This is a genomic window from Halobacillus litoralis, from assembly GCF_009856415.1.
GTDB classification, from domain to species: Bacteria; Bacillota; Bacilli; order Bacillales; family Halobacillaceae; genus Halobacillus; species Halobacillus litoralis_C.
This window is the reverse complement of the sequence record NZ_WMEZ01000002.1, coordinates 660,819-685,512: the sequence shown is the minus strand read 5'-3', so window position 1 is coordinate 685,512 and position 24,694 is coordinate 660,819. Positions and strand designations below refer to the sequence as shown.

General features: G+C 43.7%; 22 protein-coding genes and 1 riboswitch. Of the genes, 17 read left to right on the top strand and 5 right to left on the bottom strand.

Annotation, left to right across the window (positions count from 1 at the left end):
• The first annotated feature begins 565 nt into the window (after nucleotides 1-565).
• Genes GLV98_RS08855 through GLV98_RS08845 form a run of 3 tightly spaced genes read left to right on the top strand, consistent with a single transcriptional unit; the run spans nucleotide 566 to nucleotide 3,856 of the window.
• Nucleotides 566-2,026, top strand: coding sequence for a circularly permuted type 2 ATP-grasp protein (locus tag GLV98_RS08855; protein WP_160914115.1), 1,461 nt, complete (start codon nucleotides 566-568; stop codon nucleotides 2,024-2,026).
• On the top strand, nucleotides 2,019-2,981 hold the full coding sequence (locus GLV98_RS08850) for an alpha-E domain-containing protein (RefSeq protein WP_160914112.1): 963 nt from the start codon (nucleotides 2,019-2,021) through the stop codon (nucleotides 2,979-2,981). Before GLV98_RS08855 ends, GLV98_RS08850 begins: the two co-directional genes overlap by 8 nt.
• A 23-nt stretch (nucleotides 2,982-3,004) precedes the next feature.
• Complete coding sequence (locus GLV98_RS08845; protein WP_160914110.1) at nucleotides 3,005-3,856, top strand: transglutaminase domain-containing protein; 852 nt, start codon at nucleotides 3,005-3,007, stop codon at nucleotides 3,854-3,856.
• A gap of 37 nt (nucleotides 3,857-3,893) precedes the next feature.
• Here the strand turns inward: GLV98_RS08845 and brnQ are convergent, their stop codons facing one another.
• A complete protein-coding gene (gene brnQ, locus GLV98_RS08840; protein WP_160914108.1) occupies nucleotides 3,894-5,213 on the bottom strand; it encodes a branched-chain amino acid transport system II carrier protein in 1,320 nt (439 codons plus the stop codon).
• A gap of 801 nt (nucleotides 5,214-6,014) precedes the next feature.
• Between brnQ and GLV98_RS08835 the strand changes: the two genes are divergently transcribed.
• Complete coding sequence (locus tag GLV98_RS08835) at nucleotides 6,015-7,871, top strand: cation:proton antiporter (protein WP_160914106.1); 1,857 nt, start codon at nucleotides 6,015-6,017, stop codon at nucleotides 7,869-7,871.
• A 39-nt stretch (nucleotides 7,872-7,910) separates the two neighbouring features.
• On the opposite strand, the gene GLV98_RS08830 is transcribed toward GLV98_RS08835, so the two are convergent.
• Nucleotides 7,911-8,093, bottom strand: coding sequence for an SE1832 family protein (locus GLV98_RS08830; protein WP_089653638.1), 183 nt, complete (start codon nucleotides 8,091-8,093; stop codon nucleotides 7,911-7,913).
• A 123-nt stretch (nucleotides 8,094-8,216) separates the two neighbouring features.
• Between GLV98_RS08830 and GLV98_RS08825 the strand changes: the two genes are divergently transcribed.
• The 4 genes from GLV98_RS08825 to GLV98_RS08810 all read left to right on the top strand — a co-directional run bounded on the left by GLV98_RS08825 (nucleotide 8,217) and on the right by GLV98_RS08810 (nucleotide 12,245).
• Nucleotides 8,217-9,062 carry a GNAT family N-acetyltransferase gene (locus tag GLV98_RS08825; RefSeq protein WP_160914103.1) on the top strand — a complete coding sequence of 282 codons (846 nt, stop codon included), beginning with the start codon at nucleotides 8,217-8,219 and terminating at the stop codon, nucleotides 9,060-9,062.
• A 219-nt stretch (nucleotides 9,063-9,281) separates the two neighbouring features.
• Nucleotides 9,282-9,836, top strand: a complete 555-nt coding sequence (locus tag GLV98_RS08820; protein WP_160914101.1) for a TRAP transporter small permease — start codon at nucleotides 9,282-9,284, stop codon at nucleotides 9,834-9,836.
• Between the two features lie 30 nt (nucleotides 9,837-9,866).
• The gene (locus GLV98_RS08815) at nucleotides 9,867-11,132 is read left to right on the top strand and encodes a TRAP transporter large permease (protein WP_146815179.1); all 1,266 of its coding nucleotides are present in this window, start codon (nucleotides 9,867-9,869) and stop codon (nucleotides 11,130-11,132) included.
• A 75-nt stretch (nucleotides 11,133-11,207) separates the two neighbouring features.
• On the top strand, nucleotides 11,208-12,245 hold the full coding sequence (locus GLV98_RS08810) for a DctP family TRAP transporter solute-binding subunit (RefSeq protein WP_160914099.1): 1,038 nt from the start codon (nucleotides 11,208-11,210) through the stop codon (nucleotides 12,243-12,245).
• 637 nt (nucleotides 12,246-12,882) lie between these two features.
• Here the strand turns inward: GLV98_RS08810 and GLV98_RS08805 are convergent.
• Entirely contained in the window at nucleotides 12,883-14,067 is a 1,185-nt protein-coding gene (locus tag GLV98_RS08805) for an MFS transporter (protein WP_160914097.1), read from the bottom strand.
• 87 nt (nucleotides 14,068-14,154) lie between these two features.
• On the bottom strand, nucleotides 14,155-15,231 hold the full coding sequence (locus GLV98_RS08800; protein WP_160914095.1) for an AI-2E family transporter: 1,077 nt from the start codon (nucleotides 15,229-15,231) through the stop codon (nucleotides 14,155-14,157).
• Between the two features lie 137 nt (nucleotides 15,232-15,368).
• On the opposite strand from GLV98_RS08800, the gene pepT reads away from it, so the two are divergent.
• From pepT to GLV98_RS08775, 5 genes are all read left to right on the top strand, one after another.
• The gene (pepT, locus tag GLV98_RS08795; RefSeq protein ID WP_160914092.1) at nucleotides 15,369-16,601 is read left to right on the top strand and encodes a peptidase T; all 1,233 of its coding nucleotides are present in this window, start codon (nucleotides 15,369-15,371) and stop codon (nucleotides 16,599-16,601) included.
• 316 nt (nucleotides 16,602-16,917) lie between these two features.
• Nucleotides 16,918-17,694, top strand: coding sequence for a TerC family protein (locus GLV98_RS08790; protein ID WP_160914090.1), 777 nt, complete (start codon nucleotides 16,918-16,920; stop codon nucleotides 17,692-17,694).
• A gap of 107 nt (nucleotides 17,695-17,801) precedes the next feature.
• A complete protein-coding gene (locus GLV98_RS08785; RefSeq protein WP_160914088.1) occupies nucleotides 17,802-17,996 on the top strand; it encodes an SE1561 family protein in 195 nt (64 codons plus the stop codon).
• Nucleotides 17,993-18,448 (top strand): GNAT family N-acetyltransferase, encoded by a 456-nt coding sequence (locus GLV98_RS08780; RefSeq protein ID WP_160914086.1) that lies wholly within the window; start codon nucleotides 17,993-17,995, stop codon nucleotides 18,446-18,448. The genes GLV98_RS08785 and GLV98_RS08780 overlap by 4 nt, the downstream gene beginning before the upstream one ends.
• A 17-nt stretch (nucleotides 18,449-18,465) precedes the next feature.
• Complete coding sequence (locus GLV98_RS08775; protein ID WP_160914084.1) at nucleotides 18,466-18,915, top strand: OsmC family protein; 450 nt, start codon at nucleotides 18,466-18,468, stop codon at nucleotides 18,913-18,915.
• A gap of 68 nt (nucleotides 18,916-18,983) precedes the next feature.
• Here the strand turns inward: GLV98_RS08775 and GLV98_RS08770 are convergent, their stop codons facing one another.
• Complete coding sequence (locus GLV98_RS08770; RefSeq protein WP_160914083.1) at nucleotides 18,984-20,645, bottom strand: glycoside hydrolase family 13 protein; 1,662 nt, start codon at nucleotides 20,643-20,645, stop codon at nucleotides 18,984-18,986.
• 294 nt (nucleotides 20,646-20,939) lie between these two features.
• Nucleotides 20,940-21,089: riboswitch (FMN riboswitch) on the top strand.
• Nucleotides 21,090-21,250: 161 nt separating this feature from the next.
• On the opposite strand from GLV98_RS08770, the gene ribD reads away from it, so the two are divergent.
• The 4 genes from ribD to ribE (GLV98_RS08750) are packed head-to-tail and all read left to right on the top strand — an operon-like array spanning nucleotide 21,251 to nucleotide 24,673.
• The gene (gene ribD / locus GLV98_RS08765) at nucleotides 21,251-22,327 is read left to right on the top strand and encodes a bifunctional diaminohydroxyphosphoribosylaminopyrimidine deaminase/5-amino-6-(5-phosphoribosylamino)uracil reductase RibD (protein ID WP_160914082.1); all 1,077 of its coding nucleotides are present in this window, start codon (nucleotides 21,251-21,253) and stop codon (nucleotides 22,325-22,327) included.
• Complete coding sequence (gene ribE / locus GLV98_RS08760) at nucleotides 22,327-22,977, top strand: riboflavin synthase (protein WP_160914081.1); 651 nt, start codon at nucleotides 22,327-22,329, stop codon at nucleotides 22,975-22,977. Before ribD ends, ribE (GLV98_RS08760) begins: the two co-directional genes overlap by 1 nt.
• 12 nt (nucleotides 22,978-22,989) lie before the next feature.
• Nucleotides 22,990-24,183, top strand: coding sequence for a bifunctional 3,4-dihydroxy-2-butanone-4-phosphate synthase/GTP cyclohydrolase II (locus GLV98_RS08755; RefSeq protein WP_160914080.1), 1,194 nt, complete (start codon nucleotides 22,990-22,992; stop codon nucleotides 24,181-24,183).
• Between the two features lie 22 nt (nucleotides 24,184-24,205).
• Nucleotides 24,206-24,673, top strand: coding sequence for a 6,7-dimethyl-8-ribityllumazine synthase (gene ribE / locus GLV98_RS08750; RefSeq protein ID WP_160914079.1), 468 nt, complete (start codon nucleotides 24,206-24,208; stop codon nucleotides 24,671-24,673).
• The last annotated feature ends 21 nt before the right edge of the window (nucleotides 24,674-24,694 follow it).

Below are 24,694 nucleotides of genomic sequence, written 5' to 3'. Positions count from 1 at the left end.
GGCAAGCCTCCTCGAGCTTCGCTCTGTGGGGTCTCGCCAGCCAATCCATTCCCACGGAGGTATCGCAGCTTCCCAACCACCCCATTCCGTGTAAAGGAGAAACGAACTCCTTTACCAAATTGGTTTGTCTTCCACTATCCGACTGTTAGAAGCATAAAGCTCTCTGTATCAAGCTTTCAGGATTCTTGAACCTAGTAATGGGGAGTTTAACCTTACACTCCCATTAAGGTGGGTAGCTACTTATCTTAGAGGTGGTTTCGAGTCACTGAATATAGTAAAGGGGCGGAGGGAAACGGTGAGACTCCTATGGGACGTGTGGGACAGGTGAGACCCCGGAAGGCGTAGCCTGAGGAGGCTCACCGCCCGCCCCATGGAAAGCGAACTGTTTCCCGGAGCCCCTAAACGCACACAAACATCTCGAAACTAAGTCTTACAAAATCCTGCCATTTACTTCAATAACTATACAGGAGATACTGAATGTTGTTTAAATTTTCTTACAATTAATGAGTGATTGAAGTAAACTAAGGGTAAAGGATTTGTAGTAAGTAGGAATGGAGGAGAGGTCGTGCTAACTAATTATCAAACGGGTGTTTACTTTGATGAAATGATGAACCAGGGTGGTGAGCCGAAAAAACACTACCAATGGTTTTATCAACTGGTCAATGAATTTACTGATCGCGATTTGATGAAAAAGCATGAAACAGCTCAGCTTAATTTTCTTAGACAAGGCATTACATTTACCGTGTATAACCATACGGGGGGAACGGAGAGGACGATGCCGTTCGACTTTGTTCCAATCATCATTCCGAGACAAGACTGGGAAGAGATTGAAAAAGGAATGAAGCAGCGGATGACCGCGCTCAATCATTTTTTAGAGGATATCTATCATGAACAGGAAATTGTAGAAGCGGGAGTCATCCCAAGAGAATTGATTGAGAATAACCCTTATTACTACAACAAACAAGTCGGTGGCATTAATATCCCTTTAAGGAACCATATATTCCTTGCGGGAGTGGATTTGATTAGAGATGAAAATGGTCAATACCGGGTATTAGAAGATAATTTGCGTAATCCTTCAGGAATGTCCTATGTTTTTCAAAATCGATATGTCATGAGACAAGTGTATCCTGAATTGTTTTTCCAACATTCCATTGAAACATTAGAGCATCAGTTATCAGAGCTCCACCAGGCGGTTACCAGCCATCTGCCTGCCAATGCAAACCCTGAAAAATCACCGACAGCTGTCCTGTTGACGCCGGGGATTTACAACTCTGCTTACTATGATCATGTCTTCCTCGCTCAACAGATGGGAATTGAACTGGTGGAAGGAAGAGATATGATTGTCAAAGATGATGTCGTTTACATGAAGACCATCAAAGGGTTGAAACGTGTGGATATCATTTATAGAAGAATCGACGATGATTTCCTTGATCCTGAAGCGTTCCGTCCTGACTCTGCCCTCGGGGTACCTGGATTGCTCAGGGCTTATCGAAAAGGAAATGTATCGATACTTAACGGCATTGGCAATGGTGTCGCGGATGATAAAGCGATGTATGTTTATGTACCTGATATGATTCGCTTCTACCTTGGGGAGGATCCAATTATCCCAAACGTTGAAACCTACTTCCTAAGTGATCCTGAACGTCTCGATTATGTGCTGGAGAACATCCATGAACTGGTTGTGAAAAATGTCGGTGCTTCGGGCGGGTATGACATGTTGATCGGTCCGCAGTCGGAAGAAAGTGAACGTGAAGAATTCAAAAAGAAAATCATTGAAAATCCTCATCAATATATCGCTCAACCGACCATTAAATTATCCAGGGCTCCTGCGTATCAGGAAGGTAGATTTTATCCATGTCACGTGGATTTACGTGTGTTCGTCATGAATGGTGAAAGGACGAATGTACTTCCTGGCGGATTATCACGAGTAGCCCTTAAAGAAGGCTCACTTGTTGTGAACTCCTCTCAAGGTGGAGGAGGAAAAGATACGTGGATTTTGACAGAAAGTGGTGATGACCATGCTTAGTCGTGTAGCAGATTCTCTTTACTGGATGTCGAGAAATATAGAACGCGCTGAAAACAATGCGAGGGTCCTTAGTGTCCAGCTTATTCATATGTTGGAAGCACAAAACCAGGAGGCAGCGGATCGGGACTGGGAAGAAATTGTGGAAGTCTGTGCTTCTGCGAAAGATTATTACAGTCTATATGATCGTTTGGATAGGGAAACTCTGATTCAATACTTGACCATCAGTCCATTTAATGTGAATTCTCTTATGAACTGCATGAATTATGCCCGGGAGAATGCTCGCTCGACAAGGGATATCCTTCCTGAAGAACTTTGGGAGGTGTTAAATGCCTTCCATCTGGACCAAAAGGATTGGCAGGAGCTCCCGAACACAAGGCAGCATACCCAGGATTATCTGGATCATGTCATTAAAACCTCAATGACATCCCAGGGGGTCATTGAGTCCAGTATGAGTCGCGGTACTCCCTATACTTTTATTAAAGTAGGGAAATGGTTGGAACGTGCTGAGAAAACAGCAAGAATACTGAATGTGACCTGTGAAAAAAACAGAAAAGAAGCGGATGTCCCTACGGATCACTACTATTATTGGCTCACAGCCCTGCAGTTCCTAAATGGTTATGATGCGTATATTAAAGAACATCCACCTACAATGGAATCGAAGCACGTCCTTAGCTTTTTGATTAAAGAAGGGACGTTCCCAAGGTCGATCCGATACTGTATGGATCATGTCCTCGAAGCGGTCAACAAGCTTGAAGGCGGGAAAATCTCTCATTATTCCGAGGATCTTTTCCAAATGCTTGAACTTATCCAGGATGAAATTACGAGTACGAATATTGAGGAGATGGATATGAATGAGCTGATGGCCTTTTTAGACCATTTCCAAGATCGCTGCATGACACTGAGTCGCATGTTCTCACAAACCTATTATTTAATTGAACCCGTACACGTTAAGTAAAGGCTACCCAGGAGGAATACACCGTGAAGTTCCAAATTGAGCATACCAACACCTTTTATTATGATAATTTTGTCGATCAGAGCATGAACCACATTCGCCTGAAACCAAGGACGGATGAATGTCAGAGGTTATTGGCTTACCGGACAGAAATCACTCCAGGATCAATGACGAAAGAACACATTGATCTCTGGGGGAATCATGTGGAAACATTTTTCATTCCCGAAAAACACGAACATTTGACGTTGAAGACGACATCGACGGTCAGTATTCAAAAAAGTCCATTCATCCGTATGATTGAATGTTCAGATGAAATGCAGACGATTTTTCATTCCGAACTTTTTCGTCATCACTATCTGGCCTACTTAAACGAAACGCCGTATACTTTCCTGTATAAAGAACAACACGAAGAGATTATCAATGAAGTCGGAGACGCAAAGGACCCTATACGCTTTTCTTTAAGGTTGATGGAGTATATCAATCAATTGATCCGATATGATACAACGACGACCCAGGTCAATACCAAGGCCTACGAATCTTGGCCATTGAGATCCGGAGTGTGCCAGGATTTTGCCCATATTATGATTGGGGTCTTAAGGTCCCAGGGTGTACCTGCCCGTTATGTGAGTGGTTATCTTTATGTTGGAGAAGATTCAGCACTTGTAGGGGATGCGGCTACACATGCGTGGGTGGAAGTGATGGTGCCCGGAATCGGGTGGGTCGGTTTAGATCCTACGAATAATGTGGAAGCACTAGAACAACACATCAGGATTGGTACAGGAAGAGATTATGCTGATGTCAGCCCGCTCCAAGGAGTCTATCGAGGAGGAGGCCAGAACCTTGATGTGAAAGTCAGCGTGACGCTTCTGGATCAATAAAAAATCCCTCTCCACCATGGAGAGGGATTTTCATACGTTAACTGTTCTGTAAGCTTTCTTTATGACGAGGTTGCCCTTTAAAGTAATCAATTAAAAGCCCGGCGACGCCTCCGATAATGGCAGGAAAGACCCAGCTTAAATTCAATTCGAACAAAGGCAGTTGACTGATTAATGGCTCGATCGCAGAAACATCGGCGCCAAAAGCCACGAGTCCATCGTAAACCCCTATGATGGCCGTCAACAAAATGGCTCCTCGATACACATAAGGGGAGTGGTTAAAGAGCGGGCTCATGAATGTAAGGGCAACGAGAACAATGGTGATCGGATAAACGAATACAAGCACCGGGACAGAATAAGCGATGATTTGATTCAAGCCGATATTGGATATAGCAAAACTAATTAGAGTAACGATGATGGTGACATGTTTATAAGTCAGTCCTGGCACACGTTTTGAAAAGAACTGTCCACAGGCGACAGTTAGACCGATACATGTCGTCAAACAGGCGAGTCCTACAATCACACCAAGTAACAGCGTTCCTACATCTCCATACATGATTTGTGCAGCACCAGCCAGGATGGCACTTCCATTATCAAAGGACCCTTCCGTTGCCATTCTAGCTCCGATCCAACCAATAGCTACATAGACAGTGGTTAGACCAATGGCTGTCACTAAACCTGCTTTTAGTGTCCGGGTGGTTAACGTTTTCGGATCGGTGACCCCTCGATCACGGAAGGAGGAAACGACGATAATACCGAAAGCAAGAGAAGCGATGGCATCCATGGTCAAGTAACCTTCAATGAATCCCGTAAAGAAAGGTTGTGTCTGATATTTTTCACCTGCTGGTTGAATAGGACCATTTAGCAGAAAGAAGCTTCCAATGACAAGACCAAGGATGGCCAGGAACAAAGCAGGGGTCAAAATTTGTCCTACGCGATCCACGAGTTTAGATGGATTGCGGCTGAGCCAATAAACGAGTACAAAAAATAAGACCGTAAAAATGAATAATGTCAATGATTCTCCATTGGTAAAGGGAACAATGCCTGTTTCAAAGGCAACGTTTGCAGCCCTTGGAATAGCAAAGAAAGGTCCAATGACAAGGTAGACCATCGATGTAAATAATAACCCGAACATCGGGTGGACGCGCCCAGCTAATTGAACGGCGCCGTTACGTACAAGCGATATAGCCGCTACGGTAATGATAGGTAAACCTACACCAGTAATGACAAAACCGAAAATAGCCGGGAAGTAGGATGTTCCTGATTCAATACCGAGGGAAACAGGATAGATCAAGTTTCCAGCACCGAAAAACAAAGCGAACAACGTAAATCCAATAAAAATTGTGTCTCTTGCTTTCATACTGGCTCCTCCTCATAGATGTCTGTATATTTTGCGTAAAAAAAGCGCTCTTATCCAAAAGATGAGCGGCAATAATCAAGGCTTCTGCAAAATTTTCATTATTAAAAAGTGAATGAGATTAACGCACCGCCGTAATACTATCAATGTCACACCTTTCTGTCAATTATTTTTTTAGAAAATTTAAAAGGTTATGATTACCATACCATTTTTTGTAGGATTCCCTTACAAATTAAGGATTTATTCAACAATATAGCTAGAATACTCAGTTTCGAGATATTTATTTGGATGGGGGATGCGGGGGAATGGCGAGCCCCTTTGCCATATCAGTGGCTCGAAACCACTGATCGGACATTCTGCCTGTATGATTAATCCAAGATAAAGTTCTCTCCAGTGGTTATTCTGGAGCGTGAAAGCTTAATATGAGCACATTATGCCTGATTTTGAGTAGGGGTGTGGAAGACGTCCCATCTTGGTATAGGGGTTCGTTTCTCACTTACATCAAATGGAGTGGTTGGGAAGCTGCGGGACTCCCTTGGGAGAAGGAGATAGGCGAGATCCCGCAGGACGCAGTCTGAGGAAGCTTGGCGCTTCCCAACCACCCCTGACTCCTATTATGGTAAACGAAGCCCGGAATCATCTCGAAACTGACCCTTCCACAATAGGGAGCTTTATTGGTAGAAAGTTTGAAGTGGAAGGGAAGTTTTTTACAGACAATTTAGTTTACAGATGAGGGAGAGGCATATAGAATATGTCTATATTACTCGAGGGTCGTACATACACCTTACAGAAGGAGACTGTTCAATGATAGAATCGTTACTCTTACAACTGATGTTAGTGGGGTTTCTCGGCGTAGGATCACAATGGGTGGCCTGGCGCTTTCGGTTGCCTGCCATTGTAGTTATGTCCATCGCCGGTCTCTTAGCCGGACCTGTACTAGGTCTCATGAACCCTGAGCAGGACTTCGGAGAACTTTATAAGCCGATCATCTCTTTGGCCGTCGCCGTCATCCTTTTCGAAGGAAGCTTGAACCTGGATATGAAGGAAGTGAAGGGTTTAGGTCGACCTGTGTTCAGGATTGTGACTTTCGGTGCGTTTCTGAGCTGGATATTAGGTTCCTTAGCGGCTCATTATGTGGCTGGATTGTCCTGGGCTGTAGCCTTTACGATCGGAGGCTTATTCATTGTTACCGGCCCGACTGTAATCCTCCCTTTATTACGGCAGGCAAAGTTAAAACCACGGCCAGCTAAAATCTTGAAATGGGAAGGAATCATTGTCGATCCCATCGGTGCATTACTGGCGGTATTTGCATTTGAAATCATCCTATTTTTGACCAACAATGACCCTTCTACGTTATTGATGTTCTTTGCCGCTTCCGCCTTTGCTGTCTTTCTGGGCTGGGTTTGCGGAAAAGGGGTCGGCTGGATGTTCGAAACAGGGTACATCCCTGAGTTCCTTAAATCTCCAGCCGTCTTTGCAGTGGTTATTGCTTGTTTTACAATTGCTGATGAAATCATGCATGAAACGGGTCTATTGTCTGTAACAGCGATGGGGATGACCCTTGCGAATATGCACATCTCGTCCATTGCAGATATGCGACACTTTAAAGAAAATATATCCTTATTGTTGATTTCCACCATTTTCGTCATGCTGACCGCTTCCTTGACGGTCGATACATTGGTAGAAATCTTCAACATACAGATTATTGGCTTTGTAGCTTTAATGTTGTTTATCGTCCGACCTTTGTCAATTTTTCTATCCACTGTGGGGACGGATTTATCTAAATCAGAGAAGCTTCTTGTCGGTTGGATTGCACCGAGAGGGATTGTCGCCCTGACTGTTGCCAGTTATTTTGCGAGTGTTCTTTTAGAGGAAGGATTTGAGGATGCGTCGATTCTCATCTCATTGACCTTTGCTCTTGTATTTACAACTGTTGTGGCCCATGGTTTCTCTATTGGTTGGCTTGCGAAAAAGCTGGGATTATCGATGGAGGGACCTCCAGGAGTACTGATCGCTGGAGGAAGTGCCTTCACAACAGGTCTTGCCAAGACATTGGAGGAACTTAAAATTCCGGTTCTTCTAACAGATTCTTCTTGGGAGAGACTTTCACGTGCACGTTCCCGAGGCATTGAATCCTATCATGGAGAAATCTTATCTGAGCAAACCGAGTATTATTTAGACATGACACCCTATGAGTATCTGGTTGCCGCTTCAGAATTAGATTCTTACAACGCCCTCGTTTGTACGACCTTCGTCCCGGAATTCGGTCGTAACAACTCCTTCCAATTGAGTTTGAGTAATAGAGAGGGAGACGATTTGGAAGATCTTGTGCATACGATTGGCGGGAGAGTTCTATTTGAAGAAGGGGCTTCCTGGGAAGAATTGAATGCTCGAGTGGAAAATGGCTATGTATTCCGAAAAACGACGATCACAGAACAATATACCTTCAAGGACTATATGAAAAATATGGATCAACACGCCATGCTCCTATTTGCAAAAAGGGCCTCTGGAAAAGTTGATTTCTTCACTCCTGAAATGGAGTATAAGGCAGAAAATGGTGATGTCATCGTTTCTTTAATGCCTCCGAGCAAAGAGTTTGAAAAAATCCAGGAAAAACTTGAGGGGCAGAGAAAAGATAAAGAAAATAAAAAGAAATCGTAATAAGAAAAGACGGAGGAATTCAGTTTCCTCCGTCTTTTCTTATTGCTCCGCCTGAGCTAATTGCTTATTTAGTTCTTTTAACTCTTCTTCCATTCGAGCCAGCTGTTTTTCAGCATTTTGAATGTTACCGCCGGCAGCTTCCAGCTTATCTAAATCCCCTTGAATACGGATATAATCAGATTTCAAGAAAGCAATTTGATCTTGGATCTCTTTTTTGGTCATGGTTTATTCTTCCTTTCTTTATGTTGTTCTACTTGTGATTGAGACGTATAATGAAAAAAATTCATCTTATTCAGAATTTTATCAAAAAATGGTTTGAAGCAAAAAAGAAAAGGGGTACTATAGATGACTATAATTTATGAACACGACCCATTCAAGTTTCATGAACGAGTGGAACCATTGCTAATGGATAAGGAAGCGGAAAACAACCTGCCTTTGGGGATTTTAGAACGACTGAAAAATTCCCAAGGGCAAGAAGCTTGTCATTTAATCAGCTTCCAGGACAATGGGAAAACTGCGTTCATGTCCATGAGAACGCCTCCACATTTATGGATCATTCCATCGCTTAATCATTGGGAACCTGTTCATATCCGTGCATTTGTTCAGTATTTGGTAAATGAAGACCATGAGGTCCCTGGAGTAGTTGGGGAACGGAGCGCGGTGGAGTGTTTCTTGAAAGAATGGAAGCACCATACAGGGCAGAAAGCAGAACTGCAGATGGAACAAGGGATATTCAGGCTGGATCAATTGAAACCGATCCGAAAGCAAACGGGACAGTTAATTGAAGCGGATGCTTCCCATCAGCCCCTTGTTGAAAGTTGGTTGGAACAGTTTGGAAAGGAAACAGGGGAGAGCCATGTAGCTGGACGGGCAAAGGAATTGGCTGAAAGTCTGATTGAGGATCAGCGCCTTCATTTATGGATCGTTGAAGGAACAGCTGTTTCCATGGCGAGCCGGGCACGAACAACGAAGCATGGAGCGACAATCAATGCTGTATTTACACCTGATCAGTATAAAAGGAAAGGATATGCCTCTCAAGCCGTTTGGCATCTGACGGATAAACTGTTGAAGAGTGGCTATTCTTTTTGCTCTCTCTATACGGATCTTGCCAATTCTACATCGAATTCGATTTATAAAAAGATTGGATATGAAAGAATAGGGGATTCAATTGTCTATTATTTTACAAAATAAGGAAATTTTAATGGTAAATTTGAAGCATTCAGCATCTATATTGAGCTATGTGGAACATATAAGCATCCAACAATTACAAGTTCCTTACAAGGCAAAATATACATAAAATATACGAAAAATTCTGTTTAAACTGATTTGAGTGAAAGGTATCGATTTCGGTATTATGTTTAGTAATTGACCTAAAAACTACCACATCAATCATTTAGGAGGATTACATAGTTGAATGTATTAAAGGTAGTAGACAAAATCATTCTGAAGATCGAAGAATTCATATTAAGTTATGCGGTCATCATCATTGCATTGATGGTCGTAGGAAAAGCTTTAAGCAGGGCGCTATTCAGCTATTCACCACCCTTTGCAGACGAAGTGAGTCAAATAGCGATTGTGGTAGCTACATTCATGGGAATCAGTTACGCAGCAAGGAAAGGACGCCATATAAGCATGTCTGCATTTTATGACTTGGCCCCTTTCAAAGTGAGAAAGGTACTAGCTGTGTTCATTCCTCTAGGAACCGCTGCTGTATTATTTGTCCTTGCGTATTATTCAGGGTTTTATGTCCTCGATGTCTATGAATCTGGCAGAGTGACATCCGCATTGGAGATGCCTGCGTATTATTTATATATCTTTATCCCAATCGGATTTTTACTTGGAGGCATTCAGTTCCTAAGAAATGCATGGATCAACATAAAACATCGTGATGAAGTGTATTTAGGAACAGATGCAAAAGATTATAACGACGAAAAAACAAAAGAGCTAGAAGGAACGCACTTGTAATAAAAATTATGATGAAGAAAGGGTAACGATATGATAGCAACGATGCTCATAATTATGGTGATCCTTCTTTTATTGAACTTCCCAATGATGATTCCATTGATGGTAGCACCATTGGTCATTATGTTCATATACTTTCCGAATTTGGATCCTATGATTTTAATGCAACAATTTTCTACAGGTATAGAACCTTATGTTCTTCTTGCCGTGCCGTTGTTCATTTTTGCAGCGGATATTATGACGACAGGAAAAACATCGAATCGATTGTTAGATTTTATCGGTTCTTTTATAGGACATATACGGGGAGGCTATGCGGTTACGACCGCAGCTGCATGTACATTGTTCGGTGCGATATCCGGATCCACACAGGCGACTGTCGTAGCCATCGGTAAACCGATGAGAGAGCGCTTGCTGAAAATTGGCTATAAAGACCCGACAGCGATGGCCTTGATTATCAATTCCAGTGATGTAGCTTTACTAGTCCCGCCAAGTATCGGGATGATCATATACGGATTGGTATCTGGAACATCCGTAGGTGATTTGTTTATCGCAGGAATTATTCCGGGCGTTATTGTTTTCTTATGTTTTTCCATCTACAGTGTCATCTACGCAAAAATGGCGGACATTCCATTGGCGAATAAAGCCACATGGAGCGAAAGGCTGCAGATGACTAAAAAGGCCCTCCTTCCATTAGGGTTCCCGGTTTTAATTATTGGGGGAATCTACACGGGGCTGTTTAGTCCGACAGAGGCAGCAGGTATGTCTGTGCTGTATGCATTTGTATTGGAAGTGCTGGTTTACAGGTCTGTACATATAAAAGAACTTCCAAAGATTGCACGTTCTACAGGATTAGTGACATCGGCTGTTTTTGTACTTGTCGCTGGTGGACAAGCTTTTACATGGGTTATATCATTCGCTAGAATCCCGCAAATGATTACGGAAACCGTTCTTGGATCAGATCCTAGTGCCATTTATGTTCTTTTGATGGTAACGATTTTCTTCTTTATTGGATGTATGTTTGTCGATCCAATCGTGGTTATTTTGATCTTGACTCCAATCTTCTATCCTGCAGCAATGAGCGCAGGAGTAGACCCGATCCATTTAGGTGTTGTAATCACATTCCAAGCGGCTTTAGGGTCAGCTACGCCACCATTCGGGGTGGATATCTTTACAGCTAGTGCGGTATTCAATAAGCCGTATTTAGAGGTCATCAAAGGCACACCGCCATATATTCTGATGATGTTTGCCATTTCAATATTACTAATATTCTTTGAGGAACTTTCACTCATCCTTCTTTAATCGAGAGTGGAAGCTGATATACAAAAATAAGGGGAGGTCATTGTTATCTTTAGAAAAAGAAGTATTTTAACTTTCATGTCGTTGGTCATGCTCAGTATGGTTATTGCTGCCTGTGGTGGAAGTGACGACGGGAACGGCAATGCCAGTGGTGATGGTGGAGAAACCTACAACTGGAAGTTCGTAACGGAAGAAGTGGATGGACAGGTCCAATATGAATACGCAGAAGAATTCGCTAAGCGGATGAACGAAAAATCGGATGGAGCCGTAAACATTGATGTTTATGAATTTGGTGGACTTGGTAGTGAGACAGACCAAGTAGAACAGCTTCAAAACGGGACCGTCCAAATGGCCATCATGTCTCCTGGTTTTACAGGGAACATGGTGAAAGAGGGACAGATCTTTGCTTTGCATTTCCTTTTCCCTGATAGTGTGGAACAAACACAACAAATTTTGAATGATAGTGAAGCACTGAATTCAGATCTTCGCGAATTGTATGAAGAACATAGCATTTCTCCATTAGCGTACTGGACAGAGGGTGCGATGCAGTGGACATCCAGCAAGCCGATTGAAAAACCGGCCGACTTTGAAAACTTTAAAATGCGTACACAGACGTCTCCTTTAATCCTGAAATCATACGAGGCGTACGGAGCAGATCCTACTCCAATGAGTTGGTCAGAGCTATACACAGCATTGGATAGAGGTACAGTAGAAGGGCAAGAAAATCCAATCTTCTTCATTGGAGATGCATCTTTCTACGAAGTGCAGGATTACATGACACTTTCCAACCACAACAACTATGTAGCCATGACGACAGTAAACACAGACTGGTACGCAGGTCTTGACGATGAAATGAAGACAATGGTGGACGAAACCGTTAAAGAAATGCAGGACTGGGTATTCGAAGAACAGAAGAAGCAAAATGAAGAGTATCTAGAAACGATTAAAAATGATACGGAAAACCCAACGGAAATTATCGAATTGACAGAAGAACAGCGGAAAGCTTTCAAAGAAAAAGCGCTTCCTGTCCGTGACTTCTACCGTAGTGATGTATCTACCGTAGACGGACAAGTCCTTGATAAGCTTCTTGAAGAAATTGAAGCATCAGGCGAATAAAGCACTTAAAAAAATGTCCAGAGCTCACTGCTCTGGACATTTTTTATGCTAGATAAAGAATAATTCACTTCAACTAAAGCTCCCGATTGTGGAAGACTCAGTTTCGAGATGTTCCCGGGGTTCGTTGCCTGGTTGAGCGTTAGGGGTGGCTGGGAAGCCACTCGCTTTCCTGTGGGGGAGCGCCGAGCTTCCTCGGACTGCGTCCTACGGGATCTCGCCTAACTCCTTCTCCCACGGGAGTCTCGCAGCTTCCCAACCACCCCATTCCATGTAAGGGAGAAACGAACCCCTTTGCAAAGTAGTACAATCATCTACTGTCCTTGTGGTGTACGCAGGAAGCTCTCTATATCTAGCATAATCCACATACTTGACCCGTGTGCTTAAAACTACTCATCTCCATCAGTTGAAAATGGGCTGATTCCGGAATCGGTTTCGAGACACTCACATGGCAAAGGGGCGGAGGGGAATGGGGAGACTCCTGAGGGAAAAAGTGCATGGTGAGACCCCGCAGGACGCAGTCCGAGGAGGCTCACCGCGCTCCCACGGAAAGCGACTCATTCCCCGCAGCCCCCATCCACTCAACAAAAGTCTCGAAGCTAAGTCTTCCACAATCCTGCCATATTGTTGGTAAGAAACCTTATTCGGGAGCTACCCAGGGTTCGGTTTGTTTTCTGTAGTCCAAAATCGTGAGCAGTAAGACGAGTAGGAATAGGAAGCTGGACAACTTGAATAGTGTAGCCGTTTCGACGAACTGATAAATAAACCCAAGAATGAATGCGCTAGAACCGATTCCGAGGTCGATCGATGAATAATACATCCCGTTAGCAATCCCGCTTCTCTCTGTCGTCGTTTTGGAAATCACCCATGCTTGAAGGGCGGGCATCATGGATCCGAAACCAATCCCGAATATAGCTCCTGCAATGATTAAGTGGACATTCGAACTGGCTAGGGCAAGCACCCACATGGCGCTAAATGAAAGAATAGAACAAATCATAATCAATTTCCACGGACCGTTTTTATCAAAGTAGCGGCCTGTGATTGGTCTCGTTATGGTCGCAAATACAGCATTAAAGAAATAGAAAAGAAAAGTCCCTGAAAGTCCTTGTTCATTGCCGAAGATCACGATATAGGTGACCACCGAGCCATATCCGAAAGTATTCAGTATCGTAACGAGAGCCGGATACCAGCTTCTTTTTTCAATGAGTGAACCAGTAAAAGAAAATCGCGGAGGGTTTTCTTGGTTCTTATAAACCTGCTCAGGTGTAACAAAGCTAGTAATGGAAAAGAGAAGAATAGCAATCAAACCTAGGGCAACAGCAATGCCAACAAGAAGATTGAAGGAATAATTTTGGTAAAGGTAGATACCCAGACTCGGAGCCATAATCATCCCGACCGTTACAGAGAGGCCGAAATACCCCATGCCTTCTCCTACGCGTCTTCTTGGAACGAGATCGACAGCGGCGGTTCCGTTTACCGTTGTCGACCATCCCCATGCGATCCCGTGAATGAAACGAATGATTAAAAGAATGACAACCACTTGGGTAATCGGGTAAAGGGCGGTCATGACGAGTAGGGAGATGGCTCCAATCAACACGAGGATTTTACGTGGCCGCGTCATTAACAGGTGGCCGATGAAAGGGCGGATGATGATCGCGGCAAAAGCAAACGTCGTTGTAATTAGTCCGACTTGTAAACTCGAGCCTCCGATGGATTCAATATAGGGAGGCAGGTTTGGAAGAAGCATTTGAAAGCTCATGAATGTGAATAGGTTGGCTAAAATCAAAAAAATGAACGGCCATGTCCAAAGTTTCGGTTGTGACATTTTCTTTTCCTCGCTTCCATATCGTGTTGCAATCGTCTTGTTTTGCAAAAAATGAAACCCACTATAAATAGCGGGCTTCTTCTCGTATTATTCTGGATTCGTCGTCTCTCTTCTTTCGAGCCACTCTTCATAAAAGTGACTGCTGATGGCTTTCAATACCGCATAGGTCGGGATCGCGAACAGCAATCCCAGGAATCCGGCGAGACTTCCTGCTGCCAGAATCAAGGTGATGATGGTTAGTGGGTGGATGCTGAGCGCTTTCCCCATGACGTTCGGGGATACAAAGTTTCCTTCCAGCTGTTGCGCGATGATCGTAATAACGGCCACCCAGACAGCAAGGATCGGATCCTGAAACAGACCTACGAGCAAGGCTGGAATGACAGCTAAAAATGGTCCCACGAATGGAATGACGTTCATGACCATGGCAAACAAAGCCAGTGTTAGGGCATACTTCAAGTCAATGATCATGTATCCGATCAAAAGCAGAAGACCAACCACAATACTTACTGTCATTTGTCCCAGGATGAAGGCATTCAGTGTGTAGTCGACGGAGCGGGCCAGCTTTTCGAAGCTTCTTGCGGCACGATCACTTAAAAATTTCTTAATGAATGGCACAAGCTTATCTCCATCTTTCAACATGAAGAAAAGGAAGAAAGGGATAAGAACGAGGGCGAAGACAAAGCCGATCAGCTGACTGACGACGTTGATAATGACCGTGGGTGCGCCTTGTAAGTATGTTTCTAAGTTATTGACTACGTTATCAATGGTGCTGTTGAATTCACTTGGAATAATATCCTGGTTTTGCTGCCAGTACGTAACGGTTTCACTTAACATCTCGGCCATATCAGGAATATTGTCCACAAGTTTTGTGAATTGCTCCTGAGCAATTGGAGCAATGAAACGGGTGATCAAAAATCCAATGAATATGTAGAGCAGGAAAATGATCAAAATCCCCAGTATACGGGGAATGCGGTATTTTTCTAGCAGCTGCAGGATCGGTCGTGAAATATAAAAAAGAATTCCTCCGCCAATGAGAGGAACAGCGATGGCAGCAATATATGTCAAAATGGGTTCAAAGAAAAAATGGATTTGGTTTAATAATAAAACCAACAGCGAGAGGAGAATAGCGGTAACAATGACTTGGAACCAACGTTTATGAATCAAAAGCGGACACACCTTTTTATAAGAGTTTAATCACTATGTTAAGAATACCAAAGTTTGCCGGTGAAGCAATACATTTACTTTTAATCTTAGTAAGAATAAACTGAAAAAAGAAGCTTGAATTTGGAGGGGGAACTAGAATGAAAAAAGAATTACTGGAACGCTTTACTTCTTATGTGAAAATCGATACGCAATCGGATGAAAACAGCCTGACAACTCCATCCACCGAAAAACAATGGGAGCTCGCTAATAAACTGGTGGACGAACTGAAGGAGCTTGGAATGGAGGAAGTCACCGTCGATGACTACGCATATGTGATGGCGACACTTCCTGCCAACACGGATAAAGAAGTTCCTGTTATCGGTTTTCTTGCACACATCGATACAGCTACGGATTTTACGGGAACTGGGGTGAACCCGCAAATTGTTGAAGGTTATGACGGTGGTGTTATTCAATTGAACAAGGATGTTGTACTTTCACCCGAAGAGTTCCCGGAACTTCCTACATATAAAGGTCAGACATTGATTACGACAGATGGCACAACACTTCTTGGTGCGGACAACAAAGCGGGCATTACCGAAATTATGACCGCACTAAATCATCTGATCAAAAATTCAGAGATCAAGCATGGGAAAATTCGTGTAGCTTTCACTCCGGATGAAGAGATTGGGAGAGGCCCACATAAATTTGACGTGGAACGGTTCGGGGCGTCTTATGCTTATACGGTCGATGGTGGTCCGCTCGGTGAACTCCAATATGAGAGCTTCAATGCGGCGACAGCTAAAGTGACCTTCCACGGCCACAGCGTGCACCCGGGCACAGCCAAGAACAAAATGGTAAATGCGGCCAAGTTGGCGGTGGCGTTTCAAGAATCGTTACCTGGACAAGAAGCTCCTGAGCATACGGAGGAGTATGAAGGCTTTTTCCATCTACACTCCATTCAGGGAGACGTAGAGAAAGCCGAGTTGACTTACTTGATTCGGGATCATGACAAAGAGGCGTTTCAACATAGAAAAGAGAAGATGCAGCAAATAGCTGAATCCATTCGTGAAAAACATGGAATGAAACGAGTGGATCTGAGCATGGAAGATCAATATTACAACATGGGTGATAAAATCGAACCCGTCAAACACATTGTAGATATCGCTCATGAGGCGATGCTGAATAAAGAAGTAAAACCACTTGTGAAACCGATCAGGGGAGGGACGGACGGCTCTCAACTTTCCTATATGGGGCTTCCTACTCCGAACCTATTTACAGGCGGAGAGAATTTCCACGGGAAGTACGAATATATTTCGCTGGATAGTATGGAAAAAGCGACTCAAGTCATTGTCGAAATTGCCCGGTTATTCGAAGAAAAGGCAGGAAAATAACAGAAGACGCGAATAGCTCAAACGTTCGTTCAATATTGCATAAGGAAACCTTCCTGTCCTCATACTAGAATTATTCTATAATGTGGGCAGGAAAGTCGTTGACAATACATGGTTGCATGCTATGATTGAGGGTAGATGTAGCATTCCTAAAGGGGAGTAGCTGGGACAATAAAGTCGTCATTTCGGGAAACATTCCCCGGCTTTATTGGCAACGGAAGTTGTTAGCGAGACCTTTACCCACTGTGGTAAAGGTCTATTCTTTTGGTCCTTACCATAGTGGTGGGGACCATTTTTTATGGAAAAGGAGAGAATAAAATTGGATGCTCAATTATTGATTGAATACGGCTGGGTTTTGCTCGTGCTTGTCGGTTTGGAAGGAATTCTAGCCGCAGATAACGCTCTTGTACTAGCGATCATGGTCAAACACCTGCCGGAAGAAAAAAGGAAAAAGGCGTTATTTTACGGTTTAGCTGGTGCATTTATACTTAGATTTGGATCCCTGTTCATCATTTCCTTCCTTGTAGACGTATGGCAAGTTCAAGCATTAGGAGCCGCTTACTTACTATTCATTTCAGGAAAACACCTCTTTGACCGGTGGCGGGCCAAAGGGGATGATTATGAAGAAGAAATGGAAGAAGATGCAGGAAATCAGCGAGGGAAAGGCTTTTGGGCTACTGTTCTTAAAGTAGAGCTTGCCGATTTGGCTTTTGCCGTGGACTCTATATTGGCTGCCGTTGCTCTTGCTGTTGCATTGCCTGAAACAGATTTACCGGATGTTGGAAGTCTTGATGGTGGGCAATTTGCCGTCATACTTGCGGGTGGTATGATTGGAATTATCATCATGCGTTTTGCTGCAGGATATTTTGTTAAACTACTGAAGTCCCGTCCAGGTTTAGAAGTAGCGGCCTTTGTCATTGTGGGCTGGGTCGGTGTGAAACTGGTTGTATCTACACTTGCACACCCGAATATTCAAATTCTGGATGAACACTTTGCTCATTCAGCACTATGGAAGATCATCTTCTATTCTGTCCTTGTCATTATCGCAGCACTAGGGTGGTTCTTATCAGAGAAAAGAGAAGTGGAAGAAGAATAACAAAAAAGCTGTGGCCTTTGCCGCAGCTTTTCTTATGGGCAAAATCTTTTACTTTCCTTATGAGCCATGTAAGATGAAAGGAAAGGTAAACAAAGGAGGGCTTTCGAATGGGCAAGGCAGCTCAGCATCCTTCACAACAGTTTCATTATATTAAGAATAGAATTCAAATGCTTAATCAAGTCGTATCCAGCATGGATGCAGAAAATGTGGACATCCAGGATTTTAATCGTGTTCTGGATATGATTGAGCAGCTTCAGGTGAAAATGGCCCGCTTCAAAAAAGATTGGGAACAGGAATCTTGAAGATCCAATGGACCCCCATCACCCAACAAGAGGCAGAAGAAATTGCAGGTTGGAAATATCCTGAACCCTATGATTTTTATAACATGACAGCTGACGAAGACGATTTGGAGCTTTTCATAAACCCGGAGAAGCGGAGTCCACACACGTATAGCGCACATAAAGGCGGGAGTTTAATCGGCTTCTTAACGGTGGACTTGAAAAATCATCCCACCGTTGACCTTGGGTTAGGTATGCACCCGGATAAAGCAGGAAAAGGGCTGGGGGAAAGTTTCGTGAAATCGTGTCTTCGTTTTGCGACAGAAAAGTATCAAGCAGGTGCTTTTACACTTTCCGTTGCTACATTCAATAAGCGTGCCATTGCCGTTTACGAGCGTGTAGGCTTCAAAAAGAAGCAGACGTTCATGCAGGCTACGAACGGGGGACATTACGAGTTCCTTTCTATGGAAAAATAATAAAGGAGAGTGACATCATGGCTTTGCATCATTTTCATTTAAAAGCCGACTGGCCAGGCGGAAGGAATGAAGTCGGCTACATTGAATCAGAAAAACTGAAAACGAAAATATCGATCCCGAAAGAGATGGATGGACCGGATGTAGGGACCAATCCAGACGAGATGCTTCTCGGAGCAGCGGCCACCTGCTATATCATCAGCCTCGCTGCTATGATTGAAAGGGCAGAGTTGCCATTAGAAGAAATGGACATGCAATCAGAAGGGATTGTGGATGTGACCGATGGAGTCTTTACCTATCAAAAAATCATCCACAGACCAAGAGTAGTCCTGCGCGCGCAAGCGGACGATAAAGACTTATCCAAACTGAACCGCCTTATTGAAAAAGCGGAAAAGAGCTGCATGATCTCCAAAGCCATTCAGGGTAACGTTGAACTTGAGATGGAAGCAGACACAAGCATTGCTGAATGACAAAAAGGACGGCACTCCTAAGGTGGCCGTCCTTTTTTGGTTCTCCCTAATCTGATGGAAGATATAAATTATTGGTTTAATAAATAGACACGTGCTTCAAAAGGTTTAAGTGTGAAACTCGTTTCATCTACATGTTTATCTACAATTAAGTTTGACAGAATTAAATCGCTCGAGTTCAGTTTATAAGAGGACTCGAATGCTGCTGTATTTTTCGTCAAGTTTGCAATCACTAAAGCGGTTCTACCATCAAGTGTTCTTGTATAAGCATAAATTTGTTTGTCGTCCGGAAGAATCAACGCATACGTACCATATGTGAAAAGATCATGCTGCTTCTTCAGACGAATCATTTCTTTATAATGATTCAAAATTGAATGGGGATCATCTTGTTGGTCTGCGACATTGATTGTCTTGTAGTTCGAATTGATTTTCATCCACGGCGTACCACTTGTGAATCCTGCATTTTTTTTATGACTCCATTGCATAGGCGTCCGGCTGTTATCCCTGGAAGTATTCCAAAGGATCTGCATGATTTCTTCGTGGGACATGCCTTGTTCTTTTTTCGTCTTATACAAATTCTTCGCTGCAACATCATCATAATCTTCAATAGATGGGAAGGCCACATTTGTCATGCCAATTTCCTGCCCTTGATAAATATAGGGTGTTCCCTGCATGAAGAAGTACATCGTTGCAATGGACGTTGCACTTTCGCGCCAGTAAACTTCGTCGTCTCCCCATGTGGATACTACACGGGCTTTATCGTGGTTTTCTACGAAAAGAGCGTTCCATCCGTCGCCTTCTAAAGCTTTCTGCCAGCGTGTGAGGACTTTTTTCAATCCAGGGATATCCAACTGTTGTTCTGCATCCTGATCCCAAAGATCCAAGTGTTCAAATTGGAAAATCATATCCATTTTCCCGTTATCTCCAACCCAAAGATCTGCCTCATCGGCACTGACACCATTCGCTTCACCGACTGTCATGACGTCATATTTGCTGTACGTTTCGTCTTTGAATTCTTGTAGAAATTCATGGATGCCTTCTTGGTTCATGTGCATATCGAAAGAAGAAACGTACTTTTGTTTTTTCGGATTTGGCATATCCGGGAAGTCCGGTCGTTTTTTGATGTGACTGATGGCGTCGATTCGGAAGCCATCAATACCTTTTTCCAACCACCAGTTGACGGTATCATATAAGGCTTCACGTACTTCAGGATTTTCCCAGTTCAGATCAGGCTGTTTTGTAGAGAACACGTGCAAATAATATTGCTCTGTTTTTTCATCGTACTGCCAGGCAGAACCATCAAAGATACTTTCCCAGTTGTTTGGCTCAGCACCATTTTTCCCGTCACGCCAAATGTACCAGTCACGCTTAGGATCGTCTTTGGAGCTTCTTGATTCAATGAACCAAGGGTGTTCATCACTGGTGTGGTTGAGAACAAGGTCAATGATCAGTTTCATGTCCCGTTTGTGAACTTCCTGAAGTAATCGATCGAAATCATCCATCGTCCCGAATTCTTCTAATATGTCCTGGTAATCGGAGATATCATAGCCGTTGTCGTCTTTAGGAGACTTGTACATCGGACAGATCCAAATAAAATCAATGCCCATTTCTTTCAGGTAATCCAGTCTGTCGATCATTCCTTGTAAATCACCGATCCCGTCACCGTTCGAATCTTGAAAACTACGAGGATAGACCTGATATCCAACCGCTTCCTTCCACCATACACGTTCCATAGTATTCGCCTCATTTCGTTACGTTTATAGGTGCCTATCACAGGCAGATGCAACCGATTGCGCACTTGTATAAAAATAAAAACTTGATTACATAACAAGTTGTCTTAAAAATAGGGTTGTTTTTATGCTTGTGCACCGTTTGTGCAAACGTTTTCCTAATGTAATCTATCTTATCCGATTTTTTCATTTTTTACAATAGGGATCAGGGTGAAAAATGAAAAGGGAACGAGTTCTTAGAATTGCACTTTTCCTTCATTTCCTATATATTTAGGATGTAAGAAATAATCGTATATTGTAAACCTTCGGGGTCGGGTGAAAGTCCCAGCCGGCGGTAATGAGCATATGCTCCGAGCCCGCGACGGAGAATCAGTGTTAGGCACGGTTCTCCCTGATTTGGTGAAACTCCAAAGCCGACAGTTAAAGTCTGGATGGGAGAAGGTTGTAGAAACGTAAAGGTACAAAAGCTCAAGTAACGTGTACCCTTTTTTAAGTGTATGAAATTTACGTTCAACGACCCTGGAGAAGTCTGTCTTCTTCAGGGTTTTTTTGATTTTCTCAGGTTTACGGAAAAGGTGGTGAAGGTTTTGGATCGGGATGAAAGATACATGAAAATCGCGATAGACATGGCGCGGGAAACAGTTGGTCAAACAAGTCCGAATCCTTCCGTCGCTGCCATTGTTGTTAAGCATAATCAAATCGTGGGTGTAGGCGTTCACGTCAAAGCAGGAGAACCTCATGCCGAAGTCCATGCGCTCCGTATGGCGGGAGAGAAGGCGAAAGATGCGGAGATTTATGTCACCCTCGAACCGTGCAGTCACCATGGGCAGACCCCCCCATGTGCAGAAGCTGTCATTGAAGCTGGCATAAAAAGAGTGGTGGTGGCATCGAACGATCCTAATCCTAAAGTATCCGGCAGAGGGATTCGATTGATGAAAGAGCATGGTCTTGAAGTTAAGACAGAGGTGCTGAAAAAAGAAGCGGATGAGCTCAATACTTCCTTTTTTCACTTCATTCAACAGAAAGAGCCCTATGTCCGCTTGAAGACTGCTATGAGTCTGGATGGGAAGATTGCGACGTCGACAGGTGAGAGTCAGTGGATTACAGGAGAAGAAGCACGCTTGGATGGTCACCACTATAGACATCGCTCAGATGCGATACTAGTCGGAATCAACACGGTGCTGATGGATAACCCTAAACTGACGACGCGGATAAAGGGAGAAGGCCGTCACCCGAAAAGGATCGTCCTTGATACCCATCTCCGAATGCCGCCTTCCTCTCAGTTGATCCAGGACGACTCGGCACCCACATGGATCTTCGTAGGCAATCATGTGAAGAAAGAGGATTTGCACGCCTATGAAAAATATGAACATGTCACCATCATCCAGCTTAACGGTGAACAGGTTTCCATAAAAGAAGTCCTCCGGTATTTAGGAGAACAAAAAGTTACTTCTTTACTTGTTGAAGGAGGAGCGACGATTGCCGATGCGTTCGTACGTGCAGGTAAAGTCGACGAAACCGTCACGTATATGGCACCTAAGTTAATTGGAGGAAAAGAAGCATTGACTCCTGTGGGCGGAAAAGGAATTCATCAGTTAAAGAATGTGAGCTCCTTTGAAATCGTCTCGACTGAAAAAATAGGGGATGACATTAAAATTGTTTCCGTTAGAAAAGGAGAATCTTAATGTTTACTGGGATTGTTGAAGAGATAGGAACATTAAAGTCAGTTAAAAATAAAACAGAAGCGCTCGAAGTGAACATTTCAGCTAAAGAAATTTTAACAGACGTCAAATTAGGCGACAGCATATCCATAAATGGCGTGTGTTTGACTGTAACAAGCTTTTCGGAGCAGACGGTCTCTTTTGACGTCATGCCTGAAACTTACCGAGCTACGAACATTCATGAACTGCAGCAGGGGGAACCGGTTAATTTAGAACGGGCAATGGCTGCCGGCGGGCGGTTCGGGGGTCATTTAGTGTCCGGTCATATCGATGGAACGGGTAAAATCGTTTCAAAAAAGCCTGAATCCAACGCCGTTTATTATGAAATTGAACTACCTGAAGAACTTATCCAATATTTCGTTTATAAAGGTTCCATCGCTGTCGACGGCACTTCCCTGACGGTATTTGGTGTCCATGACTCCAGAGTGACGATTTCTCTTATTCCTCATACGATGGAGCACACGGTGCTCGGTGCAAAAGGACCTGGAGACAGTGTCAATATTGAGTGCGACATGATCGGAAAATACGTGGCTCATTTTTTGAGCGGACAAAATAAAGAAGAGCCGAAGTCGAGACTGTCCAGACAGTTTCTTTCTGACAACGGCTTTGCATAAGAGGGTGAAATGATGTTTGATTCAGTTGAAAAAGCGATTGAAGATTTAAAGCAGGGGAAACTTGTCATTGTTTGTGATGACGAAGATCGTGAAAATGAAGGAGATTTAATAGGGATTGCTGAATATGCATCTTCTGAAATGATCAATTTCATGATCAAGCATGGTCGCGGACTTGTCTGCGCACCAATTACCAATGACCTGGCTCGGGACTTAGAATTAGTACCTATGGTCGATAACAATTCAGACCCCAATCAAACAGCCTTTACTGTAAGTATCGATCACAAAGATACAACGACGGGAATCTCTGCGGATGAACGGGCATTGACCATCAAGGAGATGTTGAATCCAGAAACGACGGCAGCGGACTTCCAAAAGCCGGGGCATATCTTTCCTTTAATTGCGAAAGAAGGCGGCGTCCTGCGTCGAGCAGGGCATACAGAAGCGTCTGTAGACCTTGCCCAACTTGCTGGAGCACGCCCGGCTGGTGTCATTTGTGAGATCATCAAAGACGATGGAACGATGGCCCGTGTGCCTGACCTTAGAAAAATGGCGGATGAGTTTGATCTTCCCATGATTACGATTGCAGACCTCATCCAATACCGTCATAAAAAAGAAAACCACGTCAAACGCGAAGTGGAAGTGAAAATGCCGACCGAATACGGGGATTTCCGAGCAATCGGGTTTTCCAACGATATTGATTTCAAAGATCATATCGCCCTGGTCAAAGGGGAAATCAACCCGGGTGAACCGACGCTTGTCCGTGTCCACTCGGAATGTTTAACCGGTGATGTATTCGGTTCTTACCGCTGTGACTGTGGTCCACAGCTGCACAATGCGCTAAGACAGATCTCTGAGAATGGAAGCGGCGTCCTTTTATATATGAGACAGGAAGGCCGTGGCATTGGACTCATGAATAAACTTCAAGCTTACAAGCTTCAAGAAGAAGGTTTGGATACGGTAGAAGCGAATGAAAAGCTAGGGTTCGGCCCGGATTTAAGAGATTACGGAGTAGGTGCACAAATCCTCAAAGATCTCGGAATTACAAAGCTGCGTCTTCTGACGAACAATCCGAAAAAGATCTCCGGCCTTGGCGGTTTTGGTTTGGAAGTTGTAGATCGCGTTCCAATCCAAATGGAATCCAGGGAAGAGAATGAAAGATATCTAAAAACAAAGCAATCCAAAATGGGACACTTATTTCACTACTAGGACTAGAAGGGATGAACAAAACATGGTAAAAACGATAGAAGGTAATCTCGTAGGCACAGGATTGAAAGTAGGAATCGTTGTCGGTCGCTTCAATGATTTCATCACAGGGAAGTTATACGAAGGTGCGGTGGATGCGTTCAAGCGCCACGGCATTGAATTAAATGACGTTGAAGTTGCTTATGTTCCAGGAGCTTTTGAAATTCCACTGGTAGCAAGCAAAATGGCGAACTCAGGAAAATACGATGCTGTCGTTACACTTGGAGCGGTGATCCGCGGATCTACCCCACACTTCGATTATGTATGTAACGAAGCGGCCAAAGGTGTATCACAGGCCTCACAACAAAGTGGCATTCCGGTCATTTTCGGAGTCATCACGACAGATACGATCGAGCAGGCGATTGAGCGCGCGGGTACGAAGGCAGGAAACAAGGGCTGGGAAGCAGCTACGGCAGCCATCGAAATGGCAACACTGCTCAAAAACTTCGAATAAATGGGGAGGAGCTGACCAGGG